Source organism: Streptosporangium sp. NPDC050855, from assembly GCF_044456585.1.
GTDB lineage: Bacteria > Actinomycetota > Actinomycetes > Streptosporangiales > Streptosporangiaceae > Streptosporangium > Streptosporangium longisporum.
In genome coordinates, this window is sequence record NZ_JBITFY010000025.1 from 1 (window position 1) to 23,458 (window position 23,458).

Annotated in this window: 43 protein-coding genes and 1 tRNA gene; 15 read left to right on the plus strand and 29 right to left on the minus strand. The window is 63.3% G+C overall.

From position 1 onward, the window contains the following. Window positions 1-175: 175 nt before the first annotated feature. The 3 genes from ACIBCT_RS35015 to ACIBCT_RS35025 all read left to right on the plus strand — a co-directional run bounded on the left by ACIBCT_RS35015 (window position 176) and on the right by ACIBCT_RS35025 (window position 2,557). A complete protein-coding gene (locus tag ACIBCT_RS35015; RefSeq protein ID WP_399196103.1) occupies window positions 176-1,531 on the plus strand; it encodes a tyrosine-type recombinase/integrase in 1,356 nt (451 codons plus the stop codon). A 108-nt stretch (window positions 1,532-1,639) separates the two neighbouring features. Continuing rightward, window positions 1,640-1,714 (plus strand) — tRNA-Pro (locus tag ACIBCT_RS35020). A 63-nt stretch (window positions 1,715-1,777) separates the two neighbouring features. Continuing rightward, window positions 1,778-2,557: a group I intron-associated PD-(D/E)XK endonuclease gene (locus tag ACIBCT_RS35025; RefSeq protein WP_399196105.1), complete on the plus strand. Its 780-nt coding sequence runs from the start codon at window positions 1,778-1,780 to the stop codon at window positions 2,555-2,557. 131 nt (window positions 2,558-2,688) lie between these two features. Here the strand turns inward: ACIBCT_RS35025 and ACIBCT_RS35030 are convergent, their stop codons facing one another. From ACIBCT_RS35030 to ACIBCT_RS35080, 11 genes are all read right to left on the minus strand, one after another. Next, window positions 2,689-2,907 carry a helix-turn-helix domain-containing protein gene (locus ACIBCT_RS35030; protein WP_399196108.1) on the minus strand — a complete coding sequence of 73 codons (219 nt, stop codon included), beginning with the start codon at window positions 2,905-2,907 and terminating at the stop codon, window positions 2,689-2,691. After that, window positions 2,907-3,107 (minus strand): helix-turn-helix domain-containing protein, encoded by a 201-nt coding sequence (locus tag ACIBCT_RS35035; protein ID WP_399196110.1) that lies wholly within the window; start codon window positions 3,105-3,107, stop codon window positions 2,907-2,909. The genes ACIBCT_RS35030 and ACIBCT_RS35035 overlap by 1 nt, the downstream gene beginning before the upstream one ends. A 71-nt stretch (window positions 3,108-3,178) precedes the next feature. Next, a complete protein-coding gene (locus ACIBCT_RS35040) occupies window positions 3,179-3,424 on the minus strand; it encodes a hypothetical protein (protein WP_399196113.1) in 246 nt (81 codons plus the stop codon). 105 nt (window positions 3,425-3,529) lie between these two features. Then, window positions 3,530-3,847: a hypothetical protein gene (locus ACIBCT_RS35045; RefSeq protein ID WP_399196115.1), complete on the minus strand. Its 318-nt coding sequence runs from the start codon at window positions 3,845-3,847 to the stop codon at window positions 3,530-3,532. 33 nt (window positions 3,848-3,880) lie between these two features. Beyond that, the gene (locus ACIBCT_RS35050; RefSeq protein ID WP_399196117.1) at window positions 3,881-4,396 is read right to left on the minus strand and encodes a KTSC domain-containing protein; all 516 of its coding nucleotides are present in this window, start codon (window positions 4,394-4,396) and stop codon (window positions 3,881-3,883) included. Window positions 4,397-4,461: 65 nt separating this feature from the next. Beyond that, window positions 4,462-4,725, minus strand: a complete 264-nt coding sequence (locus ACIBCT_RS35055) for a hypothetical protein (protein ID WP_399196119.1) — start codon at window positions 4,723-4,725, stop codon at window positions 4,462-4,464. Further along, window positions 4,725-4,871 (minus strand): hypothetical protein, encoded by a 147-nt coding sequence (locus tag ACIBCT_RS35060; protein ID WP_399196121.1) that lies wholly within the window; start codon window positions 4,869-4,871, stop codon window positions 4,725-4,727. Before ACIBCT_RS35060 ends, ACIBCT_RS35055 begins: the two co-directional genes overlap by 1 nt. 106 nt (window positions 4,872-4,977) lie before the next feature. After that, entirely contained in the window at window positions 4,978-5,292 is a 315-nt protein-coding gene (locus tag ACIBCT_RS35065; RefSeq protein WP_399196122.1) for a hypothetical protein, read from the minus strand. Window positions 5,293-5,348: 56 nt separating this feature from the next. Beyond that, window positions 5,349-5,981: a hypothetical protein gene (locus ACIBCT_RS35070; protein WP_399196124.1), complete on the minus strand. Its 633-nt coding sequence runs from the start codon at window positions 5,979-5,981 to the stop codon at window positions 5,349-5,351. A gap of 4 nt (window positions 5,982-5,985) precedes the next feature. After that, a complete protein-coding gene (locus tag ACIBCT_RS35075) occupies window positions 5,986-6,450 on the minus strand; it encodes a hypothetical protein (protein WP_399196126.1) in 465 nt (154 codons plus the stop codon). 183 nt (window positions 6,451-6,633) lie between these two features. Next, complete coding sequence (locus tag ACIBCT_RS35080) at window positions 6,634-7,182, minus strand: hypothetical protein (RefSeq protein WP_399196128.1); 549 nt, start codon at window positions 7,180-7,182, stop codon at window positions 6,634-6,636. A gap of 107 nt (window positions 7,183-7,289) precedes the next feature. Between ACIBCT_RS35080 and ACIBCT_RS35085 the strand changes: the two genes are divergently transcribed. After that, window positions 7,290-7,574: a hypothetical protein gene (locus ACIBCT_RS35085; protein ID WP_399196129.1), complete on the plus strand. Its 285-nt coding sequence runs from the start codon at window positions 7,290-7,292 to the stop codon at window positions 7,572-7,574. Then, a complete protein-coding gene (locus ACIBCT_RS35090) occupies window positions 7,574-8,485 on the plus strand; it encodes a tyrosine-type recombinase/integrase (RefSeq protein WP_399196131.1) in 912 nt (303 codons plus the stop codon). The genes ACIBCT_RS35085 and ACIBCT_RS35090 overlap by 1 nt, the downstream gene beginning before the upstream one ends. Before the next feature lies 1 nt (window position 8,486). On the opposite strand, the gene ACIBCT_RS35095 is transcribed toward ACIBCT_RS35090, so the two are convergent. Together ACIBCT_RS35095 and ACIBCT_RS35100 are read right to left on the minus strand one after the other, a co-directional pair. Next, window positions 8,487-8,873: a hypothetical protein gene (locus tag ACIBCT_RS35095; RefSeq protein ID WP_399196133.1), complete on the minus strand. Its 387-nt coding sequence runs from the start codon at window positions 8,871-8,873 to the stop codon at window positions 8,487-8,489. A gap of 189 nt (window positions 8,874-9,062) precedes the next feature. Further along, entirely contained in the window at window positions 9,063-9,500 is a 438-nt protein-coding gene (locus ACIBCT_RS35100) for a hypothetical protein (protein ID WP_399196135.1), read from the minus strand. 146 nt (window positions 9,501-9,646) lie between these two features. On the opposite strand from ACIBCT_RS35100, the gene ACIBCT_RS35105 reads away from it, so the two are divergent. Beyond that, complete coding sequence (locus ACIBCT_RS35105) at window positions 9,647-9,982, plus strand: Lsr2 family protein (RefSeq protein ID WP_399196137.1); 336 nt, start codon at window positions 9,647-9,649, stop codon at window positions 9,980-9,982. A 49-nt stretch (window positions 9,983-10,031) separates the two neighbouring features. On the opposite strand, the gene ACIBCT_RS35110 is transcribed toward ACIBCT_RS35105, so the two are convergent. After that, entirely contained in the window at window positions 10,032-10,421 is a 390-nt protein-coding gene (locus ACIBCT_RS35110; protein ID WP_399196139.1) for a hypothetical protein, read from the minus strand. A 108-nt stretch (window positions 10,422-10,529) separates the two neighbouring features. Beyond that, window positions 10,530-10,916 carry a hypothetical protein gene (locus tag ACIBCT_RS35115; RefSeq protein WP_399196140.1) on the minus strand — a complete coding sequence of 129 codons (387 nt, stop codon included), beginning with the start codon at window positions 10,914-10,916 and terminating at the stop codon, window positions 10,530-10,532. A 385-nt stretch (window positions 10,917-11,301) separates the two neighbouring features. Here ACIBCT_RS35115 and ACIBCT_RS35120 point away from each other — a divergent pair, with 385 nt between their 5' ends. After that, complete coding sequence (locus ACIBCT_RS35120) at window positions 11,302-12,285, plus strand: LuxR C-terminal-related transcriptional regulator (protein ID WP_399196420.1); 984 nt, start codon at window positions 11,302-11,304, stop codon at window positions 12,283-12,285. Window positions 12,286-12,930: 645 nt separating this feature from the next. On the opposite strand, the gene ACIBCT_RS35125 is transcribed toward ACIBCT_RS35120, so the two are convergent. The 4 genes from ACIBCT_RS35125 to ACIBCT_RS35140 all read right to left on the minus strand — a co-directional run bounded on the left by ACIBCT_RS35125 (window position 12,931) and on the right by ACIBCT_RS35140 (window position 14,506). Next, a complete protein-coding gene (locus ACIBCT_RS35125) occupies window positions 12,931-13,125 on the minus strand; it encodes a hypothetical protein (RefSeq protein ID WP_399196142.1) in 195 nt (64 codons plus the stop codon). A gap of 67 nt (window positions 13,126-13,192) precedes the next feature. Continuing rightward, window positions 13,193-13,801, minus strand: a complete 609-nt coding sequence (locus ACIBCT_RS35130; RefSeq protein ID WP_399196145.1) for a hypothetical protein — start codon at window positions 13,799-13,801, stop codon at window positions 13,193-13,195. A gap of 55 nt (window positions 13,802-13,856) precedes the next feature. Continuing rightward, window positions 13,857-14,327, minus strand: coding sequence for an ATP-binding protein (locus tag ACIBCT_RS35135; protein ID WP_399196147.1), 471 nt, complete (start codon window positions 14,325-14,327; stop codon window positions 13,857-13,859). Then, window positions 14,324-14,506 (minus strand): hypothetical protein, encoded by a 183-nt coding sequence (locus ACIBCT_RS35140; RefSeq protein WP_399196149.1) that lies wholly within the window; start codon window positions 14,504-14,506, stop codon window positions 14,324-14,326. The genes ACIBCT_RS35135 and ACIBCT_RS35140 overlap by 4 nt, the downstream gene beginning before the upstream one ends. Before the next feature lie 377 nt (window positions 14,507-14,883). Between ACIBCT_RS35140 and ACIBCT_RS35145 the strand changes: the two genes are divergently transcribed. The 3 genes from ACIBCT_RS35145 (at window position 14,884) to ACIBCT_RS35155 (ending at window position 16,377) form a co-directional block, all read left to right on the plus strand. Continuing rightward, window positions 14,884-15,765 (plus strand): helix-turn-helix domain-containing protein, encoded by an 882-nt coding sequence (locus ACIBCT_RS35145; RefSeq protein WP_399196151.1) that lies wholly within the window; start codon window positions 14,884-14,886, stop codon window positions 15,763-15,765. Next, window positions 15,752-15,949 (plus strand): DUF397 domain-containing protein, encoded by a 198-nt coding sequence (locus ACIBCT_RS35150; protein WP_399196153.1) that lies wholly within the window; start codon window positions 15,752-15,754, stop codon window positions 15,947-15,949. The genes ACIBCT_RS35145 and ACIBCT_RS35150 overlap by 14 nt, the downstream gene beginning before the upstream one ends. 146 nt (window positions 15,950-16,095) lie before the next feature. Next, window positions 16,096-16,377, plus strand: coding sequence for a DUF397 domain-containing protein (locus ACIBCT_RS35155; RefSeq protein WP_399196155.1), 282 nt, complete (start codon window positions 16,096-16,098; stop codon window positions 16,375-16,377). A 76-nt stretch (window positions 16,378-16,453) separates the two neighbouring features. Here the strand turns inward: ACIBCT_RS35155 and ACIBCT_RS35160 are convergent, their stop codons facing one another. Beyond that, complete coding sequence (locus ACIBCT_RS35160) at window positions 16,454-16,846, minus strand: hypothetical protein (RefSeq protein WP_399196157.1); 393 nt, start codon at window positions 16,844-16,846, stop codon at window positions 16,454-16,456. 130 nt (window positions 16,847-16,976) lie between these two features. Between ACIBCT_RS35160 and ACIBCT_RS35165 the strand changes: the two genes are divergently transcribed. From ACIBCT_RS35165 to ACIBCT_RS35185, 5 genes are all read left to right on the plus strand, one after another. Continuing rightward, window positions 16,977-17,585, plus strand: coding sequence for a winged helix-turn-helix domain-containing protein (locus tag ACIBCT_RS35165; protein WP_399196159.1), 609 nt, complete (start codon window positions 16,977-16,979; stop codon window positions 17,583-17,585). Continuing rightward, window positions 17,582-18,016, plus strand: a complete 435-nt coding sequence (locus tag ACIBCT_RS35170; protein WP_399196161.1) for a DUF6283 family protein — start codon at window positions 17,582-17,584, stop codon at window positions 18,014-18,016. Before ACIBCT_RS35165 ends, ACIBCT_RS35170 begins: the two co-directional genes overlap by 4 nt. After that, a complete protein-coding gene (locus ACIBCT_RS35175; protein ID WP_399196163.1) occupies window positions 18,016-18,627 on the plus strand; it encodes a hypothetical protein in 612 nt (203 codons plus the stop codon). Before ACIBCT_RS35170 ends, ACIBCT_RS35175 begins: the two co-directional genes overlap by 1 nt. A 22-nt stretch (window positions 18,628-18,649) precedes the next feature. After that, window positions 18,650-19,684: a hypothetical protein gene (locus ACIBCT_RS35180; protein ID WP_399196165.1), complete on the plus strand. Its 1,035-nt coding sequence runs from the start codon at window positions 18,650-18,652 to the stop codon at window positions 19,682-19,684. Between the two features lie 259 nt (window positions 19,685-19,943). Next, a complete protein-coding gene (locus ACIBCT_RS35185) occupies window positions 19,944-20,303 on the plus strand; it encodes a hypothetical protein (RefSeq protein ID WP_399196167.1) in 360 nt (119 codons plus the stop codon). A 63-nt stretch (window positions 20,304-20,366) separates the two neighbouring features. Here ACIBCT_RS35185 and ACIBCT_RS35190 read toward each other — a convergent pair whose 3' ends face one another. The 9 genes from ACIBCT_RS35190 to ACIBCT_RS35230 are packed head-to-tail and all read right to left on the minus strand — an operon-like array spanning window position 20,367 to window position 23,448. Further along, window positions 20,367-20,870: an HAD domain-containing protein gene (locus ACIBCT_RS35190; RefSeq protein WP_399196169.1), complete on the minus strand. Its 504-nt coding sequence runs from the start codon at window positions 20,868-20,870 to the stop codon at window positions 20,367-20,369. After that, window positions 20,867-21,112, minus strand: a complete 246-nt coding sequence (locus ACIBCT_RS35195) for a hypothetical protein (protein WP_399196171.1) — start codon at window positions 21,110-21,112, stop codon at window positions 20,867-20,869. Before ACIBCT_RS35195 ends, ACIBCT_RS35190 begins: the two co-directional genes overlap by 4 nt. Beyond that, a complete protein-coding gene (locus tag ACIBCT_RS35200) occupies window positions 21,112-21,348 on the minus strand; it encodes a hypothetical protein (protein WP_399196173.1) in 237 nt (78 codons plus the stop codon). The genes ACIBCT_RS35195 and ACIBCT_RS35200 overlap by 1 nt, the downstream gene beginning before the upstream one ends. Then, window positions 21,345-21,959 carry a hypothetical protein gene (locus tag ACIBCT_RS35205; protein ID WP_399196175.1) on the minus strand — a complete coding sequence of 205 codons (615 nt, stop codon included), beginning with the start codon at window positions 21,957-21,959 and terminating at the stop codon, window positions 21,345-21,347. Before ACIBCT_RS35205 ends, ACIBCT_RS35200 begins: the two co-directional genes overlap by 4 nt. Then, on the minus strand, window positions 21,956-22,228 hold the full coding sequence (locus ACIBCT_RS35210; protein WP_399196178.1) for a hypothetical protein: 273 nt from the start codon (window positions 22,226-22,228) through the stop codon (window positions 21,956-21,958). The genes ACIBCT_RS35205 and ACIBCT_RS35210 overlap by 4 nt, the downstream gene beginning before the upstream one ends. Beyond that, a complete protein-coding gene (locus tag ACIBCT_RS35215) occupies window positions 22,225-22,416 on the minus strand; it encodes a hypothetical protein (RefSeq protein WP_399196180.1) in 192 nt (63 codons plus the stop codon). The genes ACIBCT_RS35210 and ACIBCT_RS35215 overlap by 4 nt, the downstream gene beginning before the upstream one ends. Further along, entirely contained in the window at window positions 22,413-22,766 is a 354-nt protein-coding gene (locus ACIBCT_RS35220; RefSeq protein WP_399196182.1) for a hypothetical protein, read from the minus strand. Before ACIBCT_RS35220 ends, ACIBCT_RS35215 begins: the two co-directional genes overlap by 4 nt. Beyond that, window positions 22,763-23,128: a hypothetical protein gene (locus tag ACIBCT_RS35225; protein ID WP_399196183.1), complete on the minus strand. Its 366-nt coding sequence runs from the start codon at window positions 23,126-23,128 to the stop codon at window positions 22,763-22,765. The genes ACIBCT_RS35220 and ACIBCT_RS35225 overlap by 4 nt, the downstream gene beginning before the upstream one ends. Further along, window positions 23,125-23,448 (minus strand): hypothetical protein, encoded by a 324-nt coding sequence (locus ACIBCT_RS35230; RefSeq protein ID WP_399196185.1) that lies wholly within the window; start codon window positions 23,446-23,448, stop codon window positions 23,125-23,127. Before ACIBCT_RS35230 ends, ACIBCT_RS35225 begins: the two co-directional genes overlap by 4 nt. Window positions 23,449-23,458: the final 10 nt, after the last annotated feature.

Sequence of the window (23,458 nt, forward strand, 5' to 3'; positions counted from 1 at the left end):
CCCCCAGTCTGTCTATGATGTACCAAGTAGGAGATCATTCGGCCTATTTCCCCAGGTAGATGCCCTTACAGAGCGGTTTACAAGGGGGATGGTGGAGCATGGTGGATCGACGTGTCACTAGCACGGCCACTAGCAACGATGATCTTGAGAAACGGACATCGAGACAGGACCCCCCGTGCCGTACACACAACCTCGACGCACCAAGCGCGGCCACCTTCGCTTCGCTGCCTACGCGCGTACCCCCGACGGCAAGGCTGCCTACGTCGGGACCTTCGACACCGATGAACGCGCCAAGGAGGTGGCAACCCAGCAGGAAGCATTCCTCAACTACGCCGAACACGACGCCTCCCCCGCTTTCAAGGCCCGCGTCACCATCGCCGAATTCGTTCCGATCTTCCTGTCCTTGCACGACGTGGAACCCAACACGCTCGACAACTACCGATCTCTGCTGACGCACTGGCTCATTCCGGCCCTTGGGAAGTTCCGCGTTTCCGAGGTGGAACGCAGTCACATCAGGACGTTCCTGATGCGGCTGAAGGAGAAGAGCGTTCCGGCGCAGACCCGCAAACACCTCAAGGCCGCCATGAGCGCGATGTTCCGGATGGCATGGGGCGACGGCTACCGCGACGACAATCCTGTGGACGGACTGCCGTGCATCACGGTCACCCGTAAGCCGATTCTCGTCTTGACGATGAAGCAGTTCGGTCGGCTGTGGCCAAACGTCCAAGGCGAGCCCGCCCAGCTCTTCTTCCGCCTCATGAACGCCAGCGGCATGCGCATGGGCGAGCTAACGCCACTCAAGGTGTCTGACTGGCATGCTCCGACCAACACCGTCACTGTCAGCAAGTCCCTGGCTGTCGTAACCAAGCACATCCAGCCAAACCAGGAGCGCTTTTCGGTGCGCGACTACACCAAGAACGGCACCCAGCGTCGCGTCCAGGTCAGCGTGGCGATCGGCAACCTCATCAATGAGCACATCAAGCAGCACGGCCTCACCGACGACGACCTAATCTTCCCCGCACATCTGGTCGCCCCCCGCAGTGTCGCCTACCGCCGCACGGTGCTCACCGAAGAGCAGATGCAAGCAGCCCGTCAGACGTTCATCCAGGCCGAAAACGGGCGAACCTATGCTCACGGGACAGTCAACGCATACGAGATCGCCCGGTGCCGGTGCGACGCCTGCCGCCAGGAGCGCTCGGAGTACTCACGCCGCAAGCGCGCCGAAAGAGGCTTGGTCGCCAAGACCAGGCACGACCCTCGCGACAACTCCAAGTACGTCAGCCACGAGTCCCTCAACCGCTTGTGGCGGAACGCCTACGAGATCACCGACCTGACGATCCGCATCCCGATCAAGAACCTCCGCCACGGCCACGCCAACGCGCTCCTAGGACAGGGATGGACTCCGGACGTCATCTCCGCACGGCTGGGGAACTCCGAGAAGGTGCTCCAGAAGCACTATCTGTGCTACCCGGACGAGTACGACACGGTCATGCTCGGCGACCTCGATGAGCTGGACGCACTGGCCGCCTGACCGCTGCCACCACGGCCCAGGAAGCGTCGTCGCCCTCCTGGGCCGTGGTAGTGTTTACCTCGCGCCGAAGAGAGCGGGAAGCGAAAGCCGAACGTGATCCAACAGCCACGGGATGTAGCGCAGCTTGGCTAGCGCACCTGACTGGGGGTCAGGGGGTCGCAGGTTCAAATCCTGTCATCCCGACACAAAACGGACAGAAGCTCCGCATCGTAAATGATGCGGAGCTTCTGTCGTAAGATCACCTGCATGCTGAAGGTGACCATTTCAGGCAGCGATGTCACTCATACCGATATTGCGCAGGCAATCGCCAAAGCACATTCATGGCGCGGCGCTCTTCGGTTACTCGGTCTGCCAGAAGCCTCCGCCTCGGCCATGAGAATCGTGAAGCGATTCGCCAGCGACCATGACATCCCATGTGATCACTTCACAGGCGTACGCCGCTGGAGTGATCAAAAGATCAGAGAAGCGACGCCAGAAGCCCGAACCTGGGCAGAACTCCTCCGGATGCTCGGGATGAAGTCCGACACAGGGGAAAATCGAGCAAGCGTGCGCGCCCACACGTTGCGGCTGGGGCTGGACATCAGCCACCTGGAGGCTCCCACATATGCCGCGCCCGCCGATACGAGCGTCCCCCAGCTCGCCCACCTCCGGAGCGCGGCCGAAGCGCTGGCGCAGGCGTGGTTCGAGCTTCGGGGCATCCCCGTGGCCAAGCCCACCACTGCTTCCCAGGTCTACGACATGCTCGTTGAACTGGATGGGCGCTTTCAGCGAGTCCAGGTCAAGACAACCACCACACGAGACAGCCAAGGCTCCTGGCTCGTGGTGACCAGTCGCCGTACGCCAGGTGCGACGAAAAACGGTCCCCGCGTCCCGTACCGACTCGACGATGTTGATCTATTCTTCATCATCGATGGAGACATGATGGTCTACCTGATCCCCAGCATCGCGGTGTCGGGCAAGCTGCACATTTGCCTCAGCGCCTACATGTCGTACCAGGTAGGCTCGTTTTCAAGCCCGCTGAAGTGAGGGCTTGGCAGAGCAGGCTCTCACCGCCGTTCAAGCTGCTCCTCGCTCAACAGGCAGAGCGCCATCAAACAGGCAAATGGGTAATTGATCGGCCTCCACGAAACCGCACGGATGCGGAGGCCGATCGAGGCTCAGGCGGCTTTCGCGGACCTGCGGGCGTCAAGCCACGTAGCCAGCTCGCTCATCTTGAACCGAAGAGTTCGCCGCCCGAGCCGGTGATGCGGCAGGCCGCCCTTGTCCTCGCCCAGCGCAACCATGTCGTAGATCCAGTCCGCATTGACGCGCCACATCTTGCAGAGGTCATCGACGCTGATGAGCGTGAGGTCCGCGACCGTGAGATCTTGCTCCATCAGTGCTGCGCCACCTTCCGCGTCTTCAGCCAGTCCATGAACTCGCTGCGGTGGGCTCGCAGCTCGCCGCCGATGTCGAAGACGGGCAAGCGGTAGCGCTCGACCAGCGTCCTGACCTTGTATTCGCTGACGTTGAGGTAGCTGGCGATCTCGGCCTTGCCCCACATGGGCTCGTCTGTGATGGTCTGTGCGGTGCTCATGGGGTTGATTCCAGCCGATGGTGGTTCGTGGCGTCTCGTAACCTAGTAACTGGTTGCTTGTGTGACGTGCGTCACAGGTGTCGGGCGGCCAGGGCGTCGGCGATGCCGTCGAGCGTGGACAGGTTCGTCAGGAACTCCACCAGGCGTTCGGTTCCGGGCTCGCGCTTGTAGCCGTCCAGGGCCATCCAGCTCGCGCCCAGGTATTGCTCGGCGTAGGTGAGGATCTCGGCCGGGGAGAGCGTGGACATGCGCTGGGCGGCCTTGTCGCGGATGGCGTCGCGCTGCTCCGGCGTCGCCTTCTTCTTGAAGAGTCTCATGTCAGCTCCATCAGGTTCAGCAGGTGCCATTCAATGTCGGGGTCGCCGTCGGCGAATTCGGCGAGGAGGGTCCGCATGGTGGATTCCACGATGCGTGCGTAGGGTTCATACTCCGGTCGGCTCATCGTCTTCGCCGATTCTCGGGAGGTCGCTTTTGTCAACGCAGTTGAGCGCGGCCAGCAGTGCGCTGTCCTCGTCCAGGCGTTCGCCGGTCCATCTGCCGACGACTACCCCGATTTTCGTTCCCCACAGATGGAGGATGGCGCTGCGGCCGACGAGGTAAGGGGGCTCCTGCGTTAGCGTGGTGCGCCGCTCGAAGATGGGTCCGAACCGCTTCAGGCTGATCCAGTGGGCGTAGTACTTGCGGTAGCGCATGCCGTAAGCGGATTCCTTTAGCGGGCCGAAGTCGAAGGTCTGGGGCATAGCGGAATCCTATGGAAGCCCTCGCTGCGTTTGTTAGCGCGTGCGCCTGCGGTAGGTGCTGCGGTTGGCGCTGCGGTAGCTCTTCGTGCGGAAGGGGTTGTAAATGCTGTCGTCGATCGTCGGCTCGGTTTCGCGCTCATACCGGTAGTTGTTCAGCACGCGGTTCACGTAGCGGCCGGGCGACTTCACGCGCCGGAAATTCTTCCAGACGCTCGGGGGGACGTCGTGGTAGACGTAGCGCGAGCCGTCTCTGAATTCGATGCGCAATTCCTGGCGGGCGCGGTCGTATCCGGCGGCCTGGGTGCGCGGGCGGGGAGGGTAGGAGCTGGGGGTGGGCCGGTAGGGCAGGAAGAGGTCGTCGTCCTCGTCGGGCTCGCTGAGGGGCTGGCCGTAGCTCGTCTTGGTGCCGGGCCGGACGCGGGGCAGTTCGTTGCCGTCTTCGTCGCGGGGCGGGTCGGAGGCAAACTCGCGCGCCCATTCGTCGGCCTTGCTGCGCGCGTAGCGTGCCAGGTCGTCCCAGCTAGGGATAGGACGGCGGTCCTCGGCCACGGATGCTCCCGTCTGCGTGCCAGAGCCCCCAGGAACGCTCTCCTGGGGGCGTGTGGGGTTGGGTGTTACTCGTCGGCCTCAGAGGGCTCTGCGGGCGTCTCAGGCTCGAACACGATGGCCCTGGCCCACTGGTCGGGGTTGATACCGGCGGCGCGCTGAACCTCGGGGTCCGGGAGCTGGTCGGGAGTGAAGGTGTTGCCGACCGTGTCATCCACATCACGCGGCTTGGGGTGATCGGACTGGGCGGTCCAGCCGATGGAAGCCTCGCGAGCGTCAATGGTCTTATCCACTATTTGCCTCTCAACAATGGGGGTACGTACCTCTCCCATTATTGCGCTTCTTGGGCCAATTCTTGTTGTACGGTCCAGCCCCACGGTTTGATCTCGCCGAATTCGTCTACCTCTTGCGTGTGGTAGCAGTCTTCGGGGCCGTAGTGATAGCCGTCCTTGATGACGCAACTTTGTCGATGCAGCATGCCTACCACCTTCTCAGCATGCGAGCGTTGTTACCGAGAATCTCGTCGAGAGTGTCCATACGTGACCGCATCTTGCGCATGTGCTCTTCGATGAGTTCTGCGTCGGTCAGTGATCCTTGACCTTCAGATACGCCGTCACCTCGTGGAAGGCCGCCGTGTTCTTCTCGATCAGCTCGGTATTCTGCTCGCATATCTCAACCAGTTTCGCCGTGAGGGGGATGACGGTTTCGACCAGCTCGCGGAGCCGGGCGTTCTCTTCCTGTTCGCGCCGGTAGGACTTACCGGGCACGATGACCTCGTACACGAAAACGGCGAAGACGAACCCGACCACTGGGCCGAGAACAATAGGATTCGTCAGCGAGAGACCTGGGTCTTCCGCTACGAGAATCGCGAGGGACGCGAGGAACACAAAAACCGCCATTCCGTGCCGGGAACTCAATCCCAGAGTAAACGGAATGACGGTTCTTTTATTAAAGCTCAGGCGGCCAGGGCGTCGGCGATGCGCGTCTTGGGGTCCTCCCAGCCGGGCGGCTTGAGGATCTTGCCGTCTTCGCGGCGGTGGATGGTGCCGTCGGGCCAGACCTTGTCCAGGTTGGCCGCGTGCACGATCCGGATGACCTTTTCCAGTGGAATGCCGTTGTGGCTGGCCACTGCGTTGATCTTGACGTCGATGCGTTCCAGCATGACGGCCAGAGCTTGTCGCGCCTGCTCTTCCTGCTCGCTGCCCGGCTCAGATTGCTTCAGGGCGGCGAAGTAGTTCGCGGTGCGCTCGGAAAGCTGGCGGATGCCGCCCCAAAGATCGGCGGAGTGGAACGTCGGTGGTAGGTCGAGATAGAAGGCGGCGGCGTGACGCGGCGGAAGGCTCAGCGCATGGCGGGTGTAGCCGGTGACGTAGCGTACGTCACCCAGCTCTTGCCCGAAGTGTGCTCGGGTCTCAGGGCCGGGGGCTGCGTTGTAAGCAGCGTGAGCTTCCAAAACCTCTTCAGCTTCCTCGGTGACGAGGTTCTGGCAGCGGTCGATCACGTCGTTGCGGGTTTCGGGGGTGGCCTTGTCGATGGAGTAGGTGGTGAAGAACTCTTCGATAAGGCCGAGAATTTCGGGGGTGCGCACGTTACTAGTCCTCAGAAGAAGGGGCTGCCTCCACCAGCTTAGCCAACTCTTCCGGGGTTAGATTATCTAATTCGTGCCGATTCTCCAGGAAAAGAGTTACCCCTTCGCCGCGTATCTTGCCACGCCCGGTGATCTTGAAGCCTTCTGGCAGTTTGTTCAGTTTTGCGAGGACGCGGAGGCCCTGGCGGATGGAGGCGTCGTCCAGTCCTTCGCCGCTGGCGCTGTTCGTGTGGATGGCTAGCTCGACCTTGGCAGCGAGGTCGCGAGCCGGGCCGCCCGTGTTCGTCTCACCCACGAAAGGTTCGATGAGCTGGAGGAATGCCTGCTCGTGCTCGTCGCAGAGGTCCATGCGGCTGACCTGTCCGAGGCGAGCCGAGATTAATCGCAGTGGGTTACGGGTCGCTGGCAGGATGCGACCGCAGATGCGGTGCTCCTTCTCGTCCAGGTATCGGCAGAAGCGGCGGTCCACGGGACTCACTCTCTGTCTGTCTGGGTCTGTGTCCGACACATGTTGCATGAAATCATTAGTGCATGTCAAACAGGTAGTCGGTTAGTTTAAGGTTCAGTTACAGGGTAGGTATCGATACACAACCAAGAAGCCCCGTCCGAAAGAAGATCGGTACGGGGCTTCATTAATAGAACACCTATTCGATTAAGCAGGGAAAGGGCCTGTCGGCTCCGCCTCAAAGAAGGCTTCCTGGAGGCGCTTCGCGTCTCTGCGGAGGCGAGCACGCTGGGCTTCGCCGAGGTCATGCCGAGCGCCGAGCATGTGCGCGGCCCTGTCCAGAAGGGCAGCCAGGTTGCCTCGCTCGACTAGAGGCGTACACCGCGCGCACGCAACCCACCGCTTGTCATAGCCGTTCCCCGTGCCAGTCGGGTTGCCCTGCGCATCCACATCGGGCACAACGATCTGCTTTGCCGTCACGAAGGACGCAGAGATACCGGTCTCGCCGCAGAAGTCGCAGACCGTGGTCGCAGGCGTTGGCTTACCCGTCGTCGGCATCGGACGGTGCTCGAACTCCAGCTTGATCCCGGCTGGGTGGCTGAAGCTGGTGATGCCATTGGCGGTCTTCCAGTCGAGCGGTGCTCGACAGATCTCGCAGATGAGCGTGTCTTCGGCCAGCAGTTGCTCTGCCTGGGCTCGTCTGGCCGGGTTGCCGCTCACTCCGCGTCTTGGGACCTTCTTCGTCTTCTTCGCCACGTTGCTACTCCTACACCCTGCGTCTGCCTTGAGCCGTCAATGTTGCATAAGCTTCCTCACTTGTGCAACATTGGTTTCTCGCAAGTCGGTCCCCACCTGGAGCACACGTGAACCGCTATCTCGTAGATCTCGCAGCAGCCGTCAAGCCCGAGGACATGCCGCCCAGCGGAACGGCCATCGCAGGACCGGGCCTGGCTGCCGTCTACATGAACAGGGCCATGGGCGTGATCTCCGCCCGCTACATCGGCGAGGCCGAGAACCCCATCACCGCAGCCATCGCAGCGAACGAAACCTTCTTCGTCGCCGTCTGCCGACACATCAAGCCGGGACTGTTCGAGATCACTCAGGTTTCCAGCGAGAAGGCCCCCGAGGTTCCGCAGGAGAAGATCTGATGACCAAGCTGCCTGCGCACGTGGGCGAGGACGTCAAGGATCCGGTCGCCAGCTACATGCGTTCGCTGGCTGCTGGCTCGCGGCGCTCGCAGCATGGCTGCCTGGACCGGATCGCCTCCCTGGTGCGTGGGAAGAAGGTTTCGGCGGAGGAGATGAGCTGGCACCTGCTGCGGTATGAGCACACCAGCCGGATCCGGGAGATGCTGTGTGCGCAGGGCTGGACGCCTGCCTATGTCAACAAACACCTGGCCGCGTTGCGCAGGGTGTTGAGGGAGGCGTGGCTGCTGCGGCTGATGGCGGCCGAGGACTACCAGGCCGCCATCAACATCAAGGCGGTCACGGGTAGTCGCGTGCCGCGCGGTCGTCACATCGCGGCCGAGGAGATCACCGCTGCCATCGACACGTGCGCCAGCGCAGGGACGCACCTGGAGATCCGCAATGCGGCGGTCTTCGGCGTCTTCCGCTACACCGGCATGCGGCGGGCCGAGCTGGGCGGGATGAAGCGGGCCGACTACAACCGGGAAGCGATGGAGATCCGCGTCATCGGTAAGGGCGACCGCGAGCGGAAGATCCCTCTCAATGAGCGGGCCGTCGAGTTGCTGGAGGCGTGGCTGGCGATTCGCGGCGACGCACCCGGCGCGCTGTTCATCCCGATCGGCGGAGACTTCCTGTCGCCGTCGGCCTCACGCCAGCGGCACCTGTCCGGCCAGGCCATCAGCAACGCCATCCACAAGCACCTGGACGCCACGCCGCACGATTTCCGGCGGACGCTGGTGGGTGACCTGCTGGACGCCGGAGTGGACCCCAAGACGATCATGGACATCACGGGACACCAGTCGATCACGGTGATGCTCAGCTACGACCGGCGGAACGGGGCTCGCGCACGGGAGGCTCTGGCGCAGGTCGCCTGACCTACTCCTGCGGCTTCGGGGCGTCCTTCTTCATGCGCTTCTTGACGGGACGCGTGGCATCGGAGGGACGCTCCCCCGTGGTGATGACCATGTAGCGGGCGTGCACGCCAGCCTTGGACATGCCCACCTGCGCGCCGATCTGGGCGAAGCTCAGCCCGCCTTCGCGTAGCTCGACGATGAGTTCGTCCGTCACGTCTTCGCGGGTTCGATCGCCTTGCGGACGCATGTCCTTGAAGCCGAGGTTCGCGAGGTAGTAGCGGACGGTGGATTCGTGGACGCCCATCTCCTTGCCGACGTCTGCAAGGGAGCGCTTCTCCTTGTAGATCTTGGCCGCCTTGTGCCACTTGGCCACCTGCGGATCCTCGATCTTCTCCTCTACCTCGCCCATCCTTGCCTCCGGCCCGATTCCGCTGTGCACCTACTGTATCCCGGACCGGCTCACACGTCAGTTGTCGATCATCGCGCGGGCATGGGATAGTGACCCCGAGGGCTCCGCTGCCCTTTCTGTGTGTGGCATCTGGAAGCCTCGGCCAGGCAAGGGCCGGGGCTTCTGCCGTGTCAGGACCCGAATGCCGTGTTAGGACCCGAACTTCGTCGCGTCGGGGAACATCTGCCAGATCGCCACGCCTGTCGAGCGGTCGGCCGAGGCGTCCAGTACCCAGGTGTCGTAGGTCAGGACGAGCGGGAAGTCCCACTGCTGGCGCAGCTCCTCATACAGCCGCTCTGCCGCCGCGCGGGCCTTCGTCGCGTCGGCGTAGGCGGTGATGTGCAGGGGCTTGCCCAGGAGTTCGCATCGGGCCGCATCGAGCACTCCTTCGCCTTCGGGCTCGGCTTCGGTGCACGGGATGCGTTGCTGGCCGGTCAGCTTGCTGGCCAGGTCGCGGGCGGCGGTCGAGCTGGGGGGCGCTGTGGAGCTGGGGAGAGAAGCCTGCTCGGGCAGTGCGCTGGCGCCGCCGCACCCGAGAATGCCTCCTGCCAGGACGAGCAGAATGGTCGCTAAGGGTAACAATCGCATAGGCGGCAGCGTACATCACCCGCAATTGCGCAGGGATATGTTCACTACTTACGACTTATTCGCCATTCGATTTGCATTCCCGAATGACAGTGGCTAGATTCGGACTTAGTAAGTTCGAGCAGCACAGAGTTCAGCGGAGAACCACAATGGCTAAGCGTATTCAGGAAATCCTCATCGACGACATCGACGGTGGCGAGGCGGACGAGACGATCCTCTTCGGTCTCGACGGTGGCGGCTACGAGATCGACCTATCCGGCTCCCACGCGAAGCAGTTGCGCGAGGCGCTCGCGCCTTTCGTCGAGAGCGCTCGCCGCGTCCGCGAGCCGGTCGCCGTCCGCCGTCGCCGTGGTAGTTCGACCCCTTCGATCGACAGGGAGAAGGGCCGGATCATCCGCGCGTGGGCGAAGGACAAGGGGATCGAGGTCAGTGAGCGCGGCCGGATCGCGGCGAGTGTCGTCGAGCAGTACGAGGCAGCGCACTAGAAGGCAAGCGAAAGGCCCCGTCTCCGGAAGGAGGCGGGGCTTTTCGTATTTAAGCGGCTTGGACCTTCGGGTCGTCACGCAGGGTGCCCAGGGAAGTCCGGACGATTGCCAGGTGCATCGTCGGCGCGGTGAATGCCTCGTCCATCGCGGTCTTGATCACCTGGAGCACATCGTCGCGCGTTACTCCCGCCGATTTCTCTGCCGGGGACAGCGCCACAGCGGGGTCGCTGTCCACCCAGGCGAGCATGCCTTCGCGGACGCGGTCGGTCACTCCGTGGGATTTCCCCGCGCACAGGTCGAGCACATTAACAGCGCGGAACCAGTCACGCGCGCTCTGGGCGCTGGGGTCCAGCATGTCGATCTGCTCGGCAGCCTGCCGAAGGAAGTGAGCCGCTGAGGTGAGTGACTCGATGGCCTTCGACAGACTCATGTCGCTCATACGTATCATCCCTTGCGTGTGTGTCTTATAAGCCAGGTCGTGTCTTTGTGCGGCGGTTCGCCGTATGCGTAACTAGCTCCTGACGTCTTGTCGTGCGGGCTGGTTTACCTACCAGCCGATTGCGCCGTTTCGCTGGTTCGTCGTGTGCGTCGGCGTCGAGCCGGGCGTCGGTCCTTCGCCGGGCGTCGGCACGGTCGGGGTGGCGGACGGCTCCGGCGCAGGGGTCGGCTCGGTCGTCGGCTCTTCGGTCGGCTCGGGCTCGCTCGGCGTCTGCGTGGCCGTCGGCTCCGGCTCCGGCTCGGTCGTCGGCTCCTCGGCCGGTTCTCCGGTCTCCTCCGGCGTCGGCTCGGAAGAGGGCTCCGGCTCGGGGCTCTGCGTGGTGGTCGCTGTCGGCTCAGGGGTCGGCTCGGAGTCGGCGAGCGCGTGGGCCGGAGCGGCGAGCATGATGGCGGCGGTGAGAACGGCGCCGAGCAGGCGTGCAAGTGAACGAGACAACGTGCTTCCTCTATCTATGTGTACGGGTGCGCTAGGGCACTGAAAGGTTCTGGACCGTGACAGGCGTCAGCGGCGGTGACCATGTAACCGGCGGGACCGATGGGGCGTCTAGGTTTTCGGCTGTCCCATTCGGACATTGTCCGTGATACGACATCTACGCACAGTTACCCGTCCGATACTTGCTTGGGACGTTACAGATCCATGGTTTCGGACGTCCCTATGCATCAATGTCCTCGATGCACCATCCGTACCCCGTTACTCTTCCGAGACCTTCTTGGGGTCTTACAGACGGCTCGCGTCTTTTCGTCAAGAGGTCTAGTATTTTCGGATTCGCGCCCGATAGGTTCCTTTACGCACTGACAAGCTGTAAGGACGGCAGGTGAAGATGGAACATGTTCTGGGACTGACCGACACCGAACGCGAGGTCTTGACGCACCTGATCAAGGACGGCTCGGATCCGGAGCAGCTCAGGCAGGCGTTTGGGCCGGAGGTGACTGCGACGATCAACTCCCTGCGGCAACAGGGAATCGTCGTAGGTGATCCGCCTGTCCCAATCCAGCCGAATCTGGCTTTCGGACGACGGCTTATGAACGAGGCCCAGACCCTTATCGCCGGTCGCGAGCTACTGGCGGAGCTGGAGCGAATGTTTCAGCAGCGGCCCACAGAAGTCGGCGCACAACCCTTCGAGATCCTCACGGAGGGAGAGGCGATCCGCCGCTACTTCGGGGCGATCTACGACAACGCCAAGAAGGAGGTTCTGAACTTCTCGACCTCGCCCTATGTCGTGGCCACACCGACCAACACCCCCAGTGAAGTGGAGGCCGCGCGGCGGGGAGTCCGGACGCGCATCATCGCAGAACAGTCAGTACTGGCCGAGGACCAAGGCCAATACGGGCTCGCGTACGCGATCAAGGCGGGCGACGAAGTCCGGGGAGCCCTGGGAACACTTCCCATGAAACTCATGGTCGCCGACCGGACGATAGGGATGCTGCCCCTGCACCGGCCGGACCACCCGGAAGGCAACGCAACGGTGGTCCTGCGCAAAAGCAACATGCTCGTCGCACTCGTAAACATGTTCGAGCACTACTGGGAGCGTTCTGTCCCGCTCCACGTGGCTGGTGACCGGGTGGTCGCAACCGCCCCCGGCTCGCGACGCAAGAGTCTGTCCAAACGTGATCAAGTGATCCTTGGAGCGCTCCTGAACGGAGCCACAGACCAGACGATCGCCACCACCCTGGGCGTCGCCACTCGCACCGTCGGGCGTCACATCGCCGATCTCATGACGGTCGCAGGCGTCGAGACCCGCTTCCAACTCGGCTACCAAATCCACAAGCTCGGCTGGATTGGCAGAGACAAAGCCGCAAGCTGATCTACCGCATTTGGGGTTAAGCCCCCCTCCGGGGCCGAGAGAGGGAAGCCAGGGAGGGGAGGCCCTGCCCCCTGCTCATGGGACGTATACGCCCGCCAAGAAGCGGGCCGTCTCACAAGCAGAGGGGGTAGCTCATCTCCGTACGCCGTCGGTCGGTCGCATCGGTCAGGTATGGCTGCCAGGCCGGTCATTACGCGGCCCCAGGGCGGGGTGTTCTACAGATCCATCGCCTCGGCCCGATTCCCCTCGGGGTTCGGTCGTCATCCGAGGCGTACGCGTCTGCCGCGTCCAGTCCGAGCCTGCCGTGTTCCGATCCCCGCCTCGCGGCGTCCCTCGCTCGCTGGGTCCGTGCCGGAACGGTGGCCTTCGTCGAGCGGGGCTTTGGGGACCAAAGACTGGTCGCCTGTAGATTCAATCCCCTTTAGCCTGTTCGGCCTCGCTCTACGACCGGTGGGTGAGCCGGTGCCCGGGTACTCTTTCCGCCTCGTGCCGGGATGGCGGGCCGCCTGCCGCTCGGGCAGCGTGGAGCGGGGGCTTCTGGTGCCCGCTAGACCCTGGTGGTTGTCTGACTGGGCAAGAGCCTAGCACCAAAATACCGGTCTGAAAGACGCCTTCCAGACCGGCATTCAGGCACTTCCAGGAGCGTCAGGCGTTGCGCTTCGCGTCCAGCTCGTCCTGCTTCTTGCGGCGGGCCGGGTGGATCTTCTCCGAGATCACCAGCCGGTACTTCGTACGCTTCTTGCACGGCTGGTCCCTGACCGCACCGCACCAGGGCACAGGGCACATGACCTCGACGTGCTCGAATCGAGCCGCCTGGCTCTTGACCCTGATCACTCCCATACCGGGCAGTCTACCGGCAGGCACGGTGATCGGTCAGCCCGGATTTCCTGCGCCGTCCTGCACAGGCTCAGGAAGCAGGACAGCGATCGAACGGGCGTTTGTCGTCCAGCCGGACCACGAGCTGGTGGGCGAGCGTCATGGGATGCCGGGAGTACTCCTCGAAGCTGACGAAGACGTTCTTGGCCTGGCGCACCGGATACCCGCGCCAATTCGGCTCGAAGACGTCCCCCAGCACGCCGACCGGCTCGGCGTGCCTCACCCAGAAGACCTCGGACGCCTCCCGCACCTTCGGGCACTGCTCACGGGCGACCGGCATACAGCGCACGCACGTGGGAGGGGCATTCGTGCCTTTGAGACCGCCGCCGATGGGCTGGTAGGTCGTTGGAGTGACGATCCACGGAATCAGCCCATTGTCCGGATCCGTCGCAGGCAGGCTGCACACCTGGCACAGATCTCGCTCCATGGCGAGGAACTGCCGCCGGGTGTTCATCTTGCGCCACAGCGGCTTGCCCTTGTAGCTCTGGCGGACCCGAGCGCGAAGGAGCGTGCCGTCCACGATCCAATCGCTCCGGCGCGGGCGGCGGTAGGAAAGACGATCCCTACCCATGGCCCGGCTTTTGGTGAAGACGAGATCTGCTGTCACGCCTTCGTCAGCATGGGCGAGCACCCACGGCACCCGCAGATCTCCTTGGTACTGGACGAAAGGAGCCTCACGGAGTGCTTGATCCATCTCAGGAGCCCGCTAAATTGAGCCGGAACCAGAACGCCCGGCCGATCCCCTGGACATGATCAGTGCCCCACTCGCGCGAAAGCTGGTGTACCAGGGCCAGCCCCCGCCCGCCGAGATCTTCGTCCTCCGCCGGTCGCATGGCGGGCACGTTGACGAGCGATCCCGGATCGATGACCTCGATGTGGATCATTTCGCGGTTGACGCCGACGCCTACCGTGATCAGCCTGTCGGGATCATTGCTGGGGTCGGCGTAGAGGTGGCTGTTCGTGACGACCTCGCTCACCAGCAGCTCGGCCGTTTCCAGCAGCTCGCCCGAGACACCGTGTGCGCGCAGCAGATCGACCGCCCAGTGACGCGCCAGGCCCGGCGTCTGCGCGTTGTCGCAGGTGAAGTGGCGCATCCCGATGCACATCCCTTGCCAGCGCAAGAGCATCGATGATGCCGCTATGTAGATGTCGTCCCTGGTCATCATCGCGTCGCCACCTCGTATATCTTCTGCGCCGCGTTGTCGGCCAGGGCGTCGATGCGCTGCATGTGGCCCCTCCCCCACGAGAAGAACCACTGGCCGGAGAAGAGCATCGCGTACACCCGCAACGTCTCCACCGGGAGCATCACCGCCAGGCGAGGATCCTTTTTCAGCGGAAGCTCCACCCGCGTCTCCAGCCCCAGGTCCCGAAGGTCCCAGGCCAGCCGTATGAGGTGTGTGTACTGCTCTTCCGCCTCTGTCGGTACCGTCCTGGGTACAGTGCTTTCGGTCGGCATGGATCGCACCTCCGGCGAGTGGTCAAGGTCCGTCAATCACCTGGTCAGCGGCTTGGCGGAGCACTTTTGAAATCGGGGGGAATCGAGTGAACTGCGCGGATTGCGTGACCTTCTCCCACGGCTGATGGCATAGACGTAGGCCGGATCGGCTCATTCGCCTGCCGAATTCCGTAAGAGCAGTCAAGCTCTATGCCATGATGCACACGTGAAGACGCACATGCAACGGCGCATCAACAACTCGCAAGAAAAACCGCTACCCTGGGCGCGTGGCAGCACGCGACAAGGCCCCGACACTGCGACTGCGGCGCTTCGCCTCCCGGCTTCGTGAGCTGCGGGAGGCCGCCGACATGTCGCCTACGGAAGTAGCGGAGCAGACCCAGATCAACCGGGCAACACTGTTCCGGATCGAAGGCGCGAAGGTGCGACCCCAAGCGCGGACGCTTCAAGCACTCCTCGACGCGTACGACGCTCCCCCGGAAGACCGTGAGTCACTGCGCGCACTTCTCAAGGCCGCAGCGGACCAAACGTGGCTCCAGACGGCAGCGTCCCTGCCGAAGGAGTACGCCACCTTCATCGGCTTTGAGTCTGAAGCCGAAAAAGTGAGCACCTACGAGCCCTTGGCCGTGCCCGGACTGCTTCAGACCGAGGACTACGCGCGGGCCATGATCAAGGGCACGGATCCCAGCCTGGCGCGCGATGAGGTCGAAAGCCGCGTCGCCGCCCGGTTGGAGCGTCAGCACCTCCTCACGCGGACCGATCCGAGCCCGCTGATGCTCTGGGCCGTGATGGACGAGTCGTCCCTGCTTCGGGAGGTCGGCGGCCGTCAGGTCATGGCCGAGCAGATGGCCAAGCTCCTAGAGGCAGCCGAAGAGCCCAACGTCACAATCCAGGTGATTCCTCGGAGCGTTGGGGCTTACCCTGGCATGCACGGGGCGTTCGTCATCCTCGAATTCCCTGATGAAGGCCACGATGTCGTCTACATCGAGGGCAGTACAAGCACACTGTTCCTGGAGAACAAAGCGGACATCAGGGAATATAGAGTTCTAATTGAGCATCTACGGGCCGCAGCCGACGGTCCGGACGCAACACGGGCACTGCTGGCCAAGGCCCAACGGAAATGGAAGGAGGGCGGGCATGACGAAGCGTGACCTGTCCGACGCCAAATGGCGCAAAAGCTCGCGGAGTCAGCAGGGCAACTGCGTGGAGGTTGCCACCAACCTCCCCGGCCTCGTGGCTGTACGGGACAGCAAGGACCCTACCGGTCCGGCGCTGGTCTTCCCGCCCGGCGCATGGGCTGCCTTCACCCGCGCCATCCGGCACGGAGATTTGTGATCACTCTCTGACAACGCTCTCGTTGGAGCCCCCGTCTATGTGACGGGGGCTCCAACTTTTTGCCACGATGCGCATGCGCCGTTGCATACGCGTCGTTGCCGTGCCATCGTAAGGGCAGACAACCCCGCAGAGAGAAAGGATCCACGATGGACCTCAGCGTTGCCCCGTGGCGCAAGAGCGGTCGCAGCACCAGTGGCAACTGCGTGGAAGTGACGGTCGTCCCCGGCAGCCCGGAGGTCGCCGAGCACAAGGCCGACGCCGATCTGCTCTTCCTCGTCCGCGACTCCAAGGACCCGAACGGCCCGAAGCTGGCGTTCACCCGGAGCGAGTGGGACGCCTTCGTCGGCGGCGTGAAGGACGGCGAGTTCGACGGCCCGGCTTCGGGCGTCATCTCCAAGACCGACGATCGCGAAGTTTGCAACGCGTGACCCTCTGACCACGCTGGTCGGTAGGTAACAAGGCGAAGGCCCCTGGAGAGATCCGGGGGTCTTCGGCGTTCCCGGCCTACGTGCTGAAGAAGCACATCACGTACATCAGCGCGAGGGCCGAGAGCGCGTCAACCATCTCCATCTCCTGGCCCTCGCCGGGAATCTCCTCCACGCCGGTCTGGAAGTAGGTGATCAGCGCGTGCGCGCGGTCCAGGGCGAGCTGGGGGAAGGGCAGTTCCGCCGCCTCCGACAGCTTGGCGTAGATCGACGCGAGCAGCTCGGCCGGGGCGTCCGGCTTGCGCTGGTGAGCCATGGTGACGAGACCGGCGACCACGGTGTTGAACGTCTTCATATCGCCGTGGTACATGAGGAGGCGCTGGAGATCGTGCGTCGGCCATGCGTTCCGGCCCGGATTTTCGGCGATGCCGTCACAGATCTCGGAGAACTCGCGGAAAAGGGTCTCGTCCATGGTCACAACGCTAGGAGGCCGCAGGGGCGGCAGGCCAGCGGCAAGCGGGTACTGCAAGAAAATGCAACGCACCCCAGCCCGTCTTTCACACAGGTAGACAGGTCGTCGGGCATGCACTAAGGTCTTCCACATGGCTAACCAGTCTAACCAGGCTAACCAACATCCGACCTATACGGAGATCGCTGACGGGCTGCGGCGCCTGATCCTCAACGGCGTCCTGGAGCCAGGCCAGCAGCTCCATCCCATCAGGGAAATGGCTGCGAAGAACGGTGTCTCCCTAGGCACGATGAAGAACGCTCTCTCCCTCCTGCGAAACGAGGGCCTCGTAGAAGGCCACCCTGGCAAGGCGGTCTACGTCTGCTCGACGCTCGCCATCCGCAAGGTCCTCACCGAGGAGGAGCAGGCAGCGGCGGCCGAGGCGGTCCGCGCAGCGCTGACTGCGGCCGGGTACGCCATTCCAGCGCCGTCGCCAGAAATGACCGACACCGCAGCGCAGGTCTTTGTGACCGAGGACGAGACGGTGGATGTCGAGTTCACCGATAGCCCGTGGACGTACACGCTGGTGTCTAACGTCTGGCACGTGCCCGCTGGCGAGGCCGGGGACTACATCCAGAAGGATTTCGGCGAGGTGGACGACCCTGAGGCAGTGGTGGCCCTCGTCAACTGGTGGATTCAGAAGCGTTATCGGGAGATCGAGGCGGAGAACGCACGGACCGACACACCGAAGGAGAACGCGTGAAGTATCGCCGCCCAGCTCCCCGCCCGTGCGAGAGCTGCCCCTACCGCAAGGACGTCCCTTCCGGCGTATGGGCACCTGAGGAGTATGAAAAGCTCCGCGAGTACGACCGGCCGACGGGAGAGCAGCCGCCGACCGTGTTTCTGTGCCACCAGCAAGACCGCGACTCGGCCTCCCGGATTTGCGGAGGGTGGGCCGGATGTCACGACGGTGACGAGCTGCTGGCGCTGCGAGTGGCTACGATGACGGGTCGGATGACGCCCGAGGAGGCTTACGCGGTCACGGACTACGTCTCCCCCGTCCCGCTGTTCTCCTCCGGCAAGGAGGCCGCCGATCACGGCATGGCGGAAGTCGAGCAGCCAAGCGACCAGGCAGGCAGCGTAATCGAGAAGATCGCGCGAGTGCGGCGGGACATCCGCTGGAGGGATATCTGATGCAAGTCAAGTGGTGGGGCAAGTTTCTGGAGCGTGTCGAGAAATCCGGACGGCCCGAGGAGGCTGCCAGACAACTGCGGATACCCATGACAGAAATACGACAGCTCTTTGACGCCAAACCGGAGCTTATGAGCGAGAGCCATGAGGCACAGGCGCGGTACCACAAGAATCGCGCTAACGAGATTCTCAGAAAGATGCTCAAAGGGAACACCTTTAAAAGGGCATGTTCAAGCAGTGGAATTAACGAAGAGGCGGCCAAGAGGTTATTTAAGTACAGCCCCGAACTTGAACAGAAATACGAAGAGCAGCTAGCTGAATGGAACAAGTCGAATAACTGGCTTGCCAACGAAGAGCAATATTCTGAGGCCGACGCAATCACGATAACATGGGGCGTCACCTATGCCGGTCGCATCGTGTCGGTTAGCGTACACAAATTCGGCTGCAAGTACATTCCTAAGGGAACCACCAACCTACACCAGCTCAATTCTATCTCAGTAACCAGTAAGCGTGCGGCGGAGATTGTTCGCGAAGCCGAAAAGTTCGACGGCGCCACTCGCGGATTTCTCTGTAAGCCGTGCGGCGGGATAAAGAATCTCCCGTCGGACGGGTAGGAGTTCTGGAGGGGGACAACTGATGGACGAGAAAGCGGCGGTGGAGGAGGCGGTGAAGAGCCGCCTTTCCCTCATCAAGTATTTCGGGGACGCCCAGATCGGCCTGCGGATGATGCTCGCGGTGATGATGGTGACCGACCTGTCCGGCATACCACTGACCAAGGCGACGCCCGGCCAGCTCAGCACCGCCGCCAAGCTGCGGGATCTGCACCGGGAGGAGCTGATCGCGGGGCCGACTTTCGTACCGCCAGTGGACGTGTGCCAGACGCTCAGCGAGATGTGGGAGAGCTACCCGTCCACCACGGCCTACCTCACCGACATCCTCACCCCCACGGGTTTCGTGCACTTCGCCGAGCCGCTGCCGGACCCGATTCCCCAGGACGGCAACTCAATGCCGGTCGCGGCGATGTCCTGGATGGTGCTGAAGGCCGACGACGAACGCGTCACCTTCTTCGGGGATGGCGACCTGGACGGCGCCTACATGCTGATGCTCATGATCTACGCGCGTACGACGGACCTGGGGATGGACCCGCAGGAGAACCCCCGCGTACTGCCGGTGGCCTCCGTGGTCTGGACGATCGGCGACGAAGGCACGATGGAGCTGTGGAAGGAGGGCCTCGATCCCAACTTCGCCCAGAAGCGCCAGAAGTCGCCGTACATGCAGGTCCTCCTGTCGTACTTCGCGATCATCCGCCAGGAGCTTCTGGAGCGCGGAGAGCCCAAGGAGCGCAGCAAGAGCAACGAGATGCGGCTGAAGAGCGCCCGCAGGAAGCACCCGAACCTCAACGGCAAGATCCAGGTCACGCGATTCACGCAGCAGACCGGCAGCGGGAAGGTACGAGGGTCGTCGGCGGGCGGCTCCGGCCGGGAGTACTCCGTGCGATTCCCTCGCCGGAAGCACTGGCGCTGGCAGTGGTACGAGAAGACGCAGGAGAACAAGCCGATCCTGATCATCACCAAGGGGTTGATCGGCCCGGCGGGTGCGCCGGTCGTCGGCATGGAACGGGCCTTCCTGACGCCAAAGCCCCTTGGCCCGAGGCCCGAGAGGAGGAGCTGATAGTGAATGCCATCGACACTGACGCTCGGCGCCGGGCCGGGGAGCAGATCTACCTAGACGGCACGTCTATGCGCGAAGGCGATCTTTGTGAGGTCGAGCCCACCAGAGACGCGTACAACCGACCCAAGCACTGGATACACGGGCAGGGGTGGATCGTGGCCCTCAACCGGAGTCAGGTTGTCCTCAAGTCAACTAACGATGGGAAGACGATGGACTTCCATCCGGCGGACCTCACACTGATTTCGCGAGCGGAGGACGAGTGAGTCGCTACTACATCAAGCCGGACCGGGACAAGGACTACTACGTGGTCATGTCCACGATCGCCATGGACTGGGTGTTCGCTGGAACGGCGGCCGAGGTCGCTGACTTCGAGGCCGAGAAAGCGGCTGAGGAGGCGCGCGAGGAGGCCAAGCAGATGCTCGTCCGAGCTGACAGTCTCGGCTCGTCCAGCATGCGTGGCCGTAGCCAGTGGGGCTCCCCCTGGGTGACTATCGGGAACGGCACCAGGTTGCGCCGCGAAGATCTGGTGAGGTACGTGGAGCTGACCGACGACGAGGCCCCTGAGGGGGCGAAGGAAGAGGCCGCCGCCCTCCTGGATTCGTATAGGGAAGACGACTAGCGACGGCAACGAGAAAGGCCCCGGAATCTCGGACTCCGGGGCCTTTCGCTGTCTACGCCTCGGTCAGCCGTTCTCCTGCTCGTCCAGCCACGCCAGCACGCGGCCCATGTCGATGAAGCCCAGGCCCAGATGCGACGGCGGATTGATCAGCAGCGTCGGGATCCCTTCCTCCGTCCGGTCCAACGCCCAGCCCCAGTCCTTGCCGCCGAAGACGTCGTCGATCCATACCGTCGGCCGGTCACCGATGTACTTCTCCACCGGCCCGATCTTCGCCGTTCGGCCGAAAGTCACGCCGCCGTACTTGCCGACGTCGATGCACGGCAGATCCTCCGGCAGCCCCAGCTCCTTGGCCAGCCAGCGCAACGCCCACATCTCCGTGCTCCAGCTCGTCGCCCACACCAGCTCGACGCGGGGCAGGACCTCGGCCAGCCAGCGGACGTGATCATCGTTGACCCAGACGTAGCCGTCCTGCTCCGATCCGGGGTAGGCGACCCTCCTGTAGCCGCGAGGCTCCTCAGCCGTCGGGTTGATGACACCGTCCACGTCCATCACCAGGTACGGCTTCATGACTCGTCCTTGGTCGCGAGCGGGTCGTCCTTCAGAGCTTCCGCAGCCAGTTGGTCTATCAGGGTGTTGACCTCATTCTCCAGGCCGTCCATGATCCTCTGGTACTCGCGCATCGCCGCTGCCACCTCATCCGGCTTCGCGCTCTGCGCCTTACCGACGTGCTCGTGGACCCGCCTGTAACTCTCCCGCAGGACGTTATGCGCCTCCATGACCGCGCGCAGCCGGGCCATCTTTTCCTTCACTACGACTCCCCCGGCTCACAGTTGTACTTCCCGTTGGGGCACACCTCGTCGCGGGCCTGCTGGACGAGATCCAGGAAGGTAGAGAACTCCACGGTGCCGAGCGACGATCGGACGACCACCCAATCACGGCCGACAGCCTCGACGCGAGCGCAGTAGAAGTGGTCGCGGCCGAAGGCGCCATAGGCGAATCCGTGGATGACGTCGCCAACCGCGAGGGGGCGGTTGCTCTCGCTCACTCCGCCTCCCATTCCATCAGCTCGTTCATCGTGAAGCGCTCGGCGCTGATCAGGAAGCGATTGCTCCAGGCCGCTGTCCCGTCAGTGCAGACCCACAGCTCGTCCTTCGGGATCTCGTCACCCGAGTAGATGGTCGCGAAATCTGACACCGTCCGGACGGCGAGGTTGCACCCTTCGGCCTTGGCCAGCGCGCCCTTCACCGCCTGGCGCATGCTCTCCGCGTTGTCGCACACGCCGAGCTGCGTAGGAGCCGACACACCACGGCGGCGGTCCATGGTGAGGATCCACACCCACCCATCCCCCGGCTTTTCCGGGAGATCGTCGCCCTCCACCGTCACCGACGGCAGCTCCACCGCCTCAGTCACGACCGTCGGCGACACGACCAGCAGCGCGGCGGCCACATCGTGCAGTGCCTCCAGCTCGACCTTTCGGTACTTGCGCATGTCCTTGTCGTTGTACGTGCGACCGTCGTTACCGAAGTACCAGAGCCGCTGATATTGCCGGTCAAGTTCCTCCGAGATCGTCTGTATGTAGGCCAATGCCACGGCGTTGCCCGCGACGGCCTCGCGCAGGTGCCGGAAGATGTCCTTGTTCGACGAAAGCTCACTCACGACCCCTCCCAGGTGAAGTCGTTCTCCCACGGGAAGATGACGTCGGCAGCCAGCCGCGCGACCTTCCATCGCTCGACCCAGACCTTGCGGCGCTGGCCGTCCTGCTTTCCGTTCGGGTGGCCGAGGCGCATCGTCCGCTCGACGCAGACCTTGTCCTCCCCCAGCTCCGACACCACACCGAAGTTGATCGTCGGCTTGCCGTACTCCTGGCCCGCGAAGGCGACCTTGTACCCGGGCCGCAGCGCTTGGCCAATCGCGTCCTGGATCACGCCGCCTCCTCGGTGTCGCTCGTCGGCAGCAGCTCTCCAGTGATCTTCGTGCCAACGAGGTTGTCACGGTCTTCCAGACCGGCATAGATCCAACCGCTGGCGACGTCTACCAGCTCGTCAGGGTCGAAGTAATCGCCCTCGAATCGCAGATTGACGATCATGCGGACGTTGTTGACGGGCTCAGTCACTCCCCCGCCTCCTGCGTCTGCCGGTTCTCGAACCACATCTCCAGCTCCTCGCGCGATAGCGTCAGAACGTGGTGTAGGTCAGCGACCGAGATTTTGAGGTAACCGCCCTTCGTCCTTCGTATGGTCTGCCAGACGATCGAGCAGTTCCGGATCTTCCACTCCTCGGTGCCATCGGAATCGACCCAGAAAGTCAGCCACCACAGGACGTTCTTGGCCGAGATGTAGTACCTAGGTCCGGGATATTCGCTGATCAGGACCAAACCATCGATCGTCCAACCGTGCTGAAGGATCTCCTTCAGTGTGGACGACACCAGCGCAGGCAGCTCCGACTTGTCTGTCAGCTCAGTCACGCCGACTCCTCCGCCTCGAACGTGTCGAGCAGCGCCACCAGCGCTTCGAGCTGATCTAGGTCGAGCTTGTGCCCGTCCCGCACTGCGATCTTGTGGTGTTGCAGCCGGTTCATGGCGTTGTTGTATCGAACGTCCTGCTCGGCCTGGGCAACCGTCTTGACGTACGTCCGGCTGTTCTTCTCGTTCAGGTAGCCGTCTTCCAGGCGGAAGGTCCTCGTGAACGTCCCGTTACCGTTGAACTCGGCGTCGAACAGGGTCCGGCGTACGCTCTTCACGATTCCCGGCTGGCCGCCAGGCTGCCGACTCCCGCTGTAGTAGCTCTCGAAGAGACGGACCTCGTCGCCCTCCTTGACCTCGATCACGCCGCAGCCTCCCGCCGTGCGTGCTGACGCTCGGTGCAGCCGTGCTCGGGAAGGGACTCCAGGCTCCTCGGCCGGACGCGCTTCCCGCAGTCATCGCACAGGACGCCGCCGGACTCGTGGTAGTCGGCGTCACCGTCATAGGTGATGACGTCGAAGACCTGGTCACGCGGGATGTACCAGAACGCGTAGCGCGATTCCCCCGACGAGATCGGAAGCACTGATCCCAGGGTGATGCCGTCGGCGTCGTAGGCGTTGATTCGATATTCCTTGCCCTCCGCGACGACCGGCAGGCCGACACAGAGGTCCTCGTAAATGAGCATGTCGCTCCTG

Excerpts from the sequence above, each read along its gene's own strand:
- ACIBCT_RS35150 (WP_399196153.1), top strand. The coding sequence starts at position 15,752 with ATGACGAAGCGTGACCTGTCCGACGCCAAATGGCGCAAAAGCTCGCGG.
- ACIBCT_RS35180 (WP_399196165.1), top strand. The coding sequence starts at position 18,650 with ATGGACGAGAAAGCGGCGGTGGAGGAGGCGGTGAAGAGCCGCCTTTCC.
- ACIBCT_RS35035 (WP_399196110.1), bottom strand. The coding sequence starts at position 3,107 with ATGAGCACCGCACAGACCATCACAGACGAGCCCATGTGGGGCAAGGCC.
- ACIBCT_RS35135 (WP_399196147.1), bottom strand. The coding sequence starts at position 14,327 with ATGATGACCAGGGACGACATCTACATAGCGGCATCATCGATGCTCTTG.
- ACIBCT_RS35120 (WP_399196420.1), top strand. The coding sequence starts at position 11,302 with ATGGAACATGTTCTGGGACTGACCGACACCGAACGCGAGGTCTTGACG.
- ACIBCT_RS35100 (WP_399196135.1), bottom strand. The coding sequence starts at position 9,500 with ATGCGATTGTTACCCTTAGCGACCATTCTGCTCGTCCTGGCAGGAGGC.
- ACIBCT_RS35040 (WP_399196113.1), bottom strand. The coding sequence starts at position 3,424 with ATGAGACTCTTCAAGAAGAAGGCGACGCCGGAGCAGCGCGACGCCATC.
- ACIBCT_RS35060 (WP_399196121.1), bottom strand. The coding sequence starts at position 4,871 with ATGCTGCATCGACAAAGTTGCGTCATCAAGGACGGCTATCACTACGGC.
- ACIBCT_RS35090 (WP_399196131.1), top strand. The coding sequence starts at position 7,574 with ATGACCAAGCTGCCTGCGCACGTGGGCGAGGACGTCAAGGATCCGGTC.
- ACIBCT_RS35025 (WP_399196105.1), top strand. The coding sequence starts at position 1,778 with ATGCTGAAGGTGACCATTTCAGGCAGCGATGTCACTCATACCGATATT.
- ACIBCT_RS35125 (WP_399196142.1), bottom strand. The coding sequence starts at position 13,125 with ATGGGAGTGATCAGGGTCAAGAGCCAGGCGGCTCGATTCGAGCACGTC.
- ACIBCT_RS35110 (WP_399196139.1), bottom strand. The coding sequence starts at position 10,421 with ATGAGCGACATGAGTCTGTCGAAGGCCATCGAGTCACTCACCTCAGCG.
- ACIBCT_RS35175 (WP_399196163.1), top strand. The coding sequence starts at position 18,016 with ATGCAAGTCAAGTGGTGGGGCAAGTTTCTGGAGCGTGTCGAGAAATCC.
- ACIBCT_RS35105 (WP_399196137.1), top strand. The coding sequence starts at position 9,647 with ATGGCTAAGCGTATTCAGGAAATCCTCATCGACGACATCGACGGTGGC.
- ACIBCT_RS35065 (WP_399196122.1), bottom strand. The coding sequence starts at position 5,292 with ATGGCGGTTTTTGTGTTCCTCGCGTCCCTCGCGATTCTCGTAGCGGAA.
- ACIBCT_RS35045 (WP_399196115.1), bottom strand. The coding sequence starts at position 3,847 with ATGCCCCAGACCTTCGACTTCGGCCCGCTAAAGGAATCCGCTTACGGC.
- ACIBCT_RS35055 (WP_399196119.1), bottom strand. The coding sequence starts at position 4,725 with ATGGGAGAGGTACGTACCCCCATTGTTGAGAGGCAAATAGTGGATAAG.
- ACIBCT_RS35030 (WP_399196108.1), bottom strand. The coding sequence starts at position 2,907 with ATGGAGCAAGATCTCACGGTCGCGGACCTCACGCTCATCAGCGTCGAT.
- ACIBCT_RS35095 (WP_399196133.1), bottom strand. The coding sequence starts at position 8,873 with ATGGGCGAGGTAGAGGAGAAGATCGAGGATCCGCAGGTGGCCAAGTGG.
- ACIBCT_RS35230 (WP_399196185.1), bottom strand. The coding sequence starts at position 23,448 with ATGCTCATTTACGAGGACCTCTGTGTCGGCCTGCCGGTCGTCGCGGAG.
- ACIBCT_RS35165 (WP_399196159.1), top strand. The coding sequence starts at position 16,977 with ATGGCTAACCAGTCTAACCAGGCTAACCAACATCCGACCTATACGGAG.
- ACIBCT_RS35160 (WP_399196157.1), bottom strand. The coding sequence starts at position 16,846 with ATGGACGAGACCCTTTTCCGCGAGTTCTCCGAGATCTGTGACGGCATC.
- ACIBCT_RS35155 (WP_399196155.1), top strand. The coding sequence starts at position 16,096 with ATGGACCTCAGCGTTGCCCCGTGGCGCAAGAGCGGTCGCAGCACCAGT.
- ACIBCT_RS35190 (WP_399196169.1), bottom strand. The coding sequence starts at position 20,870 with ATGAAGCCGTACCTGGTGATGGACGTGGACGGTGTCATCAACCCGACG.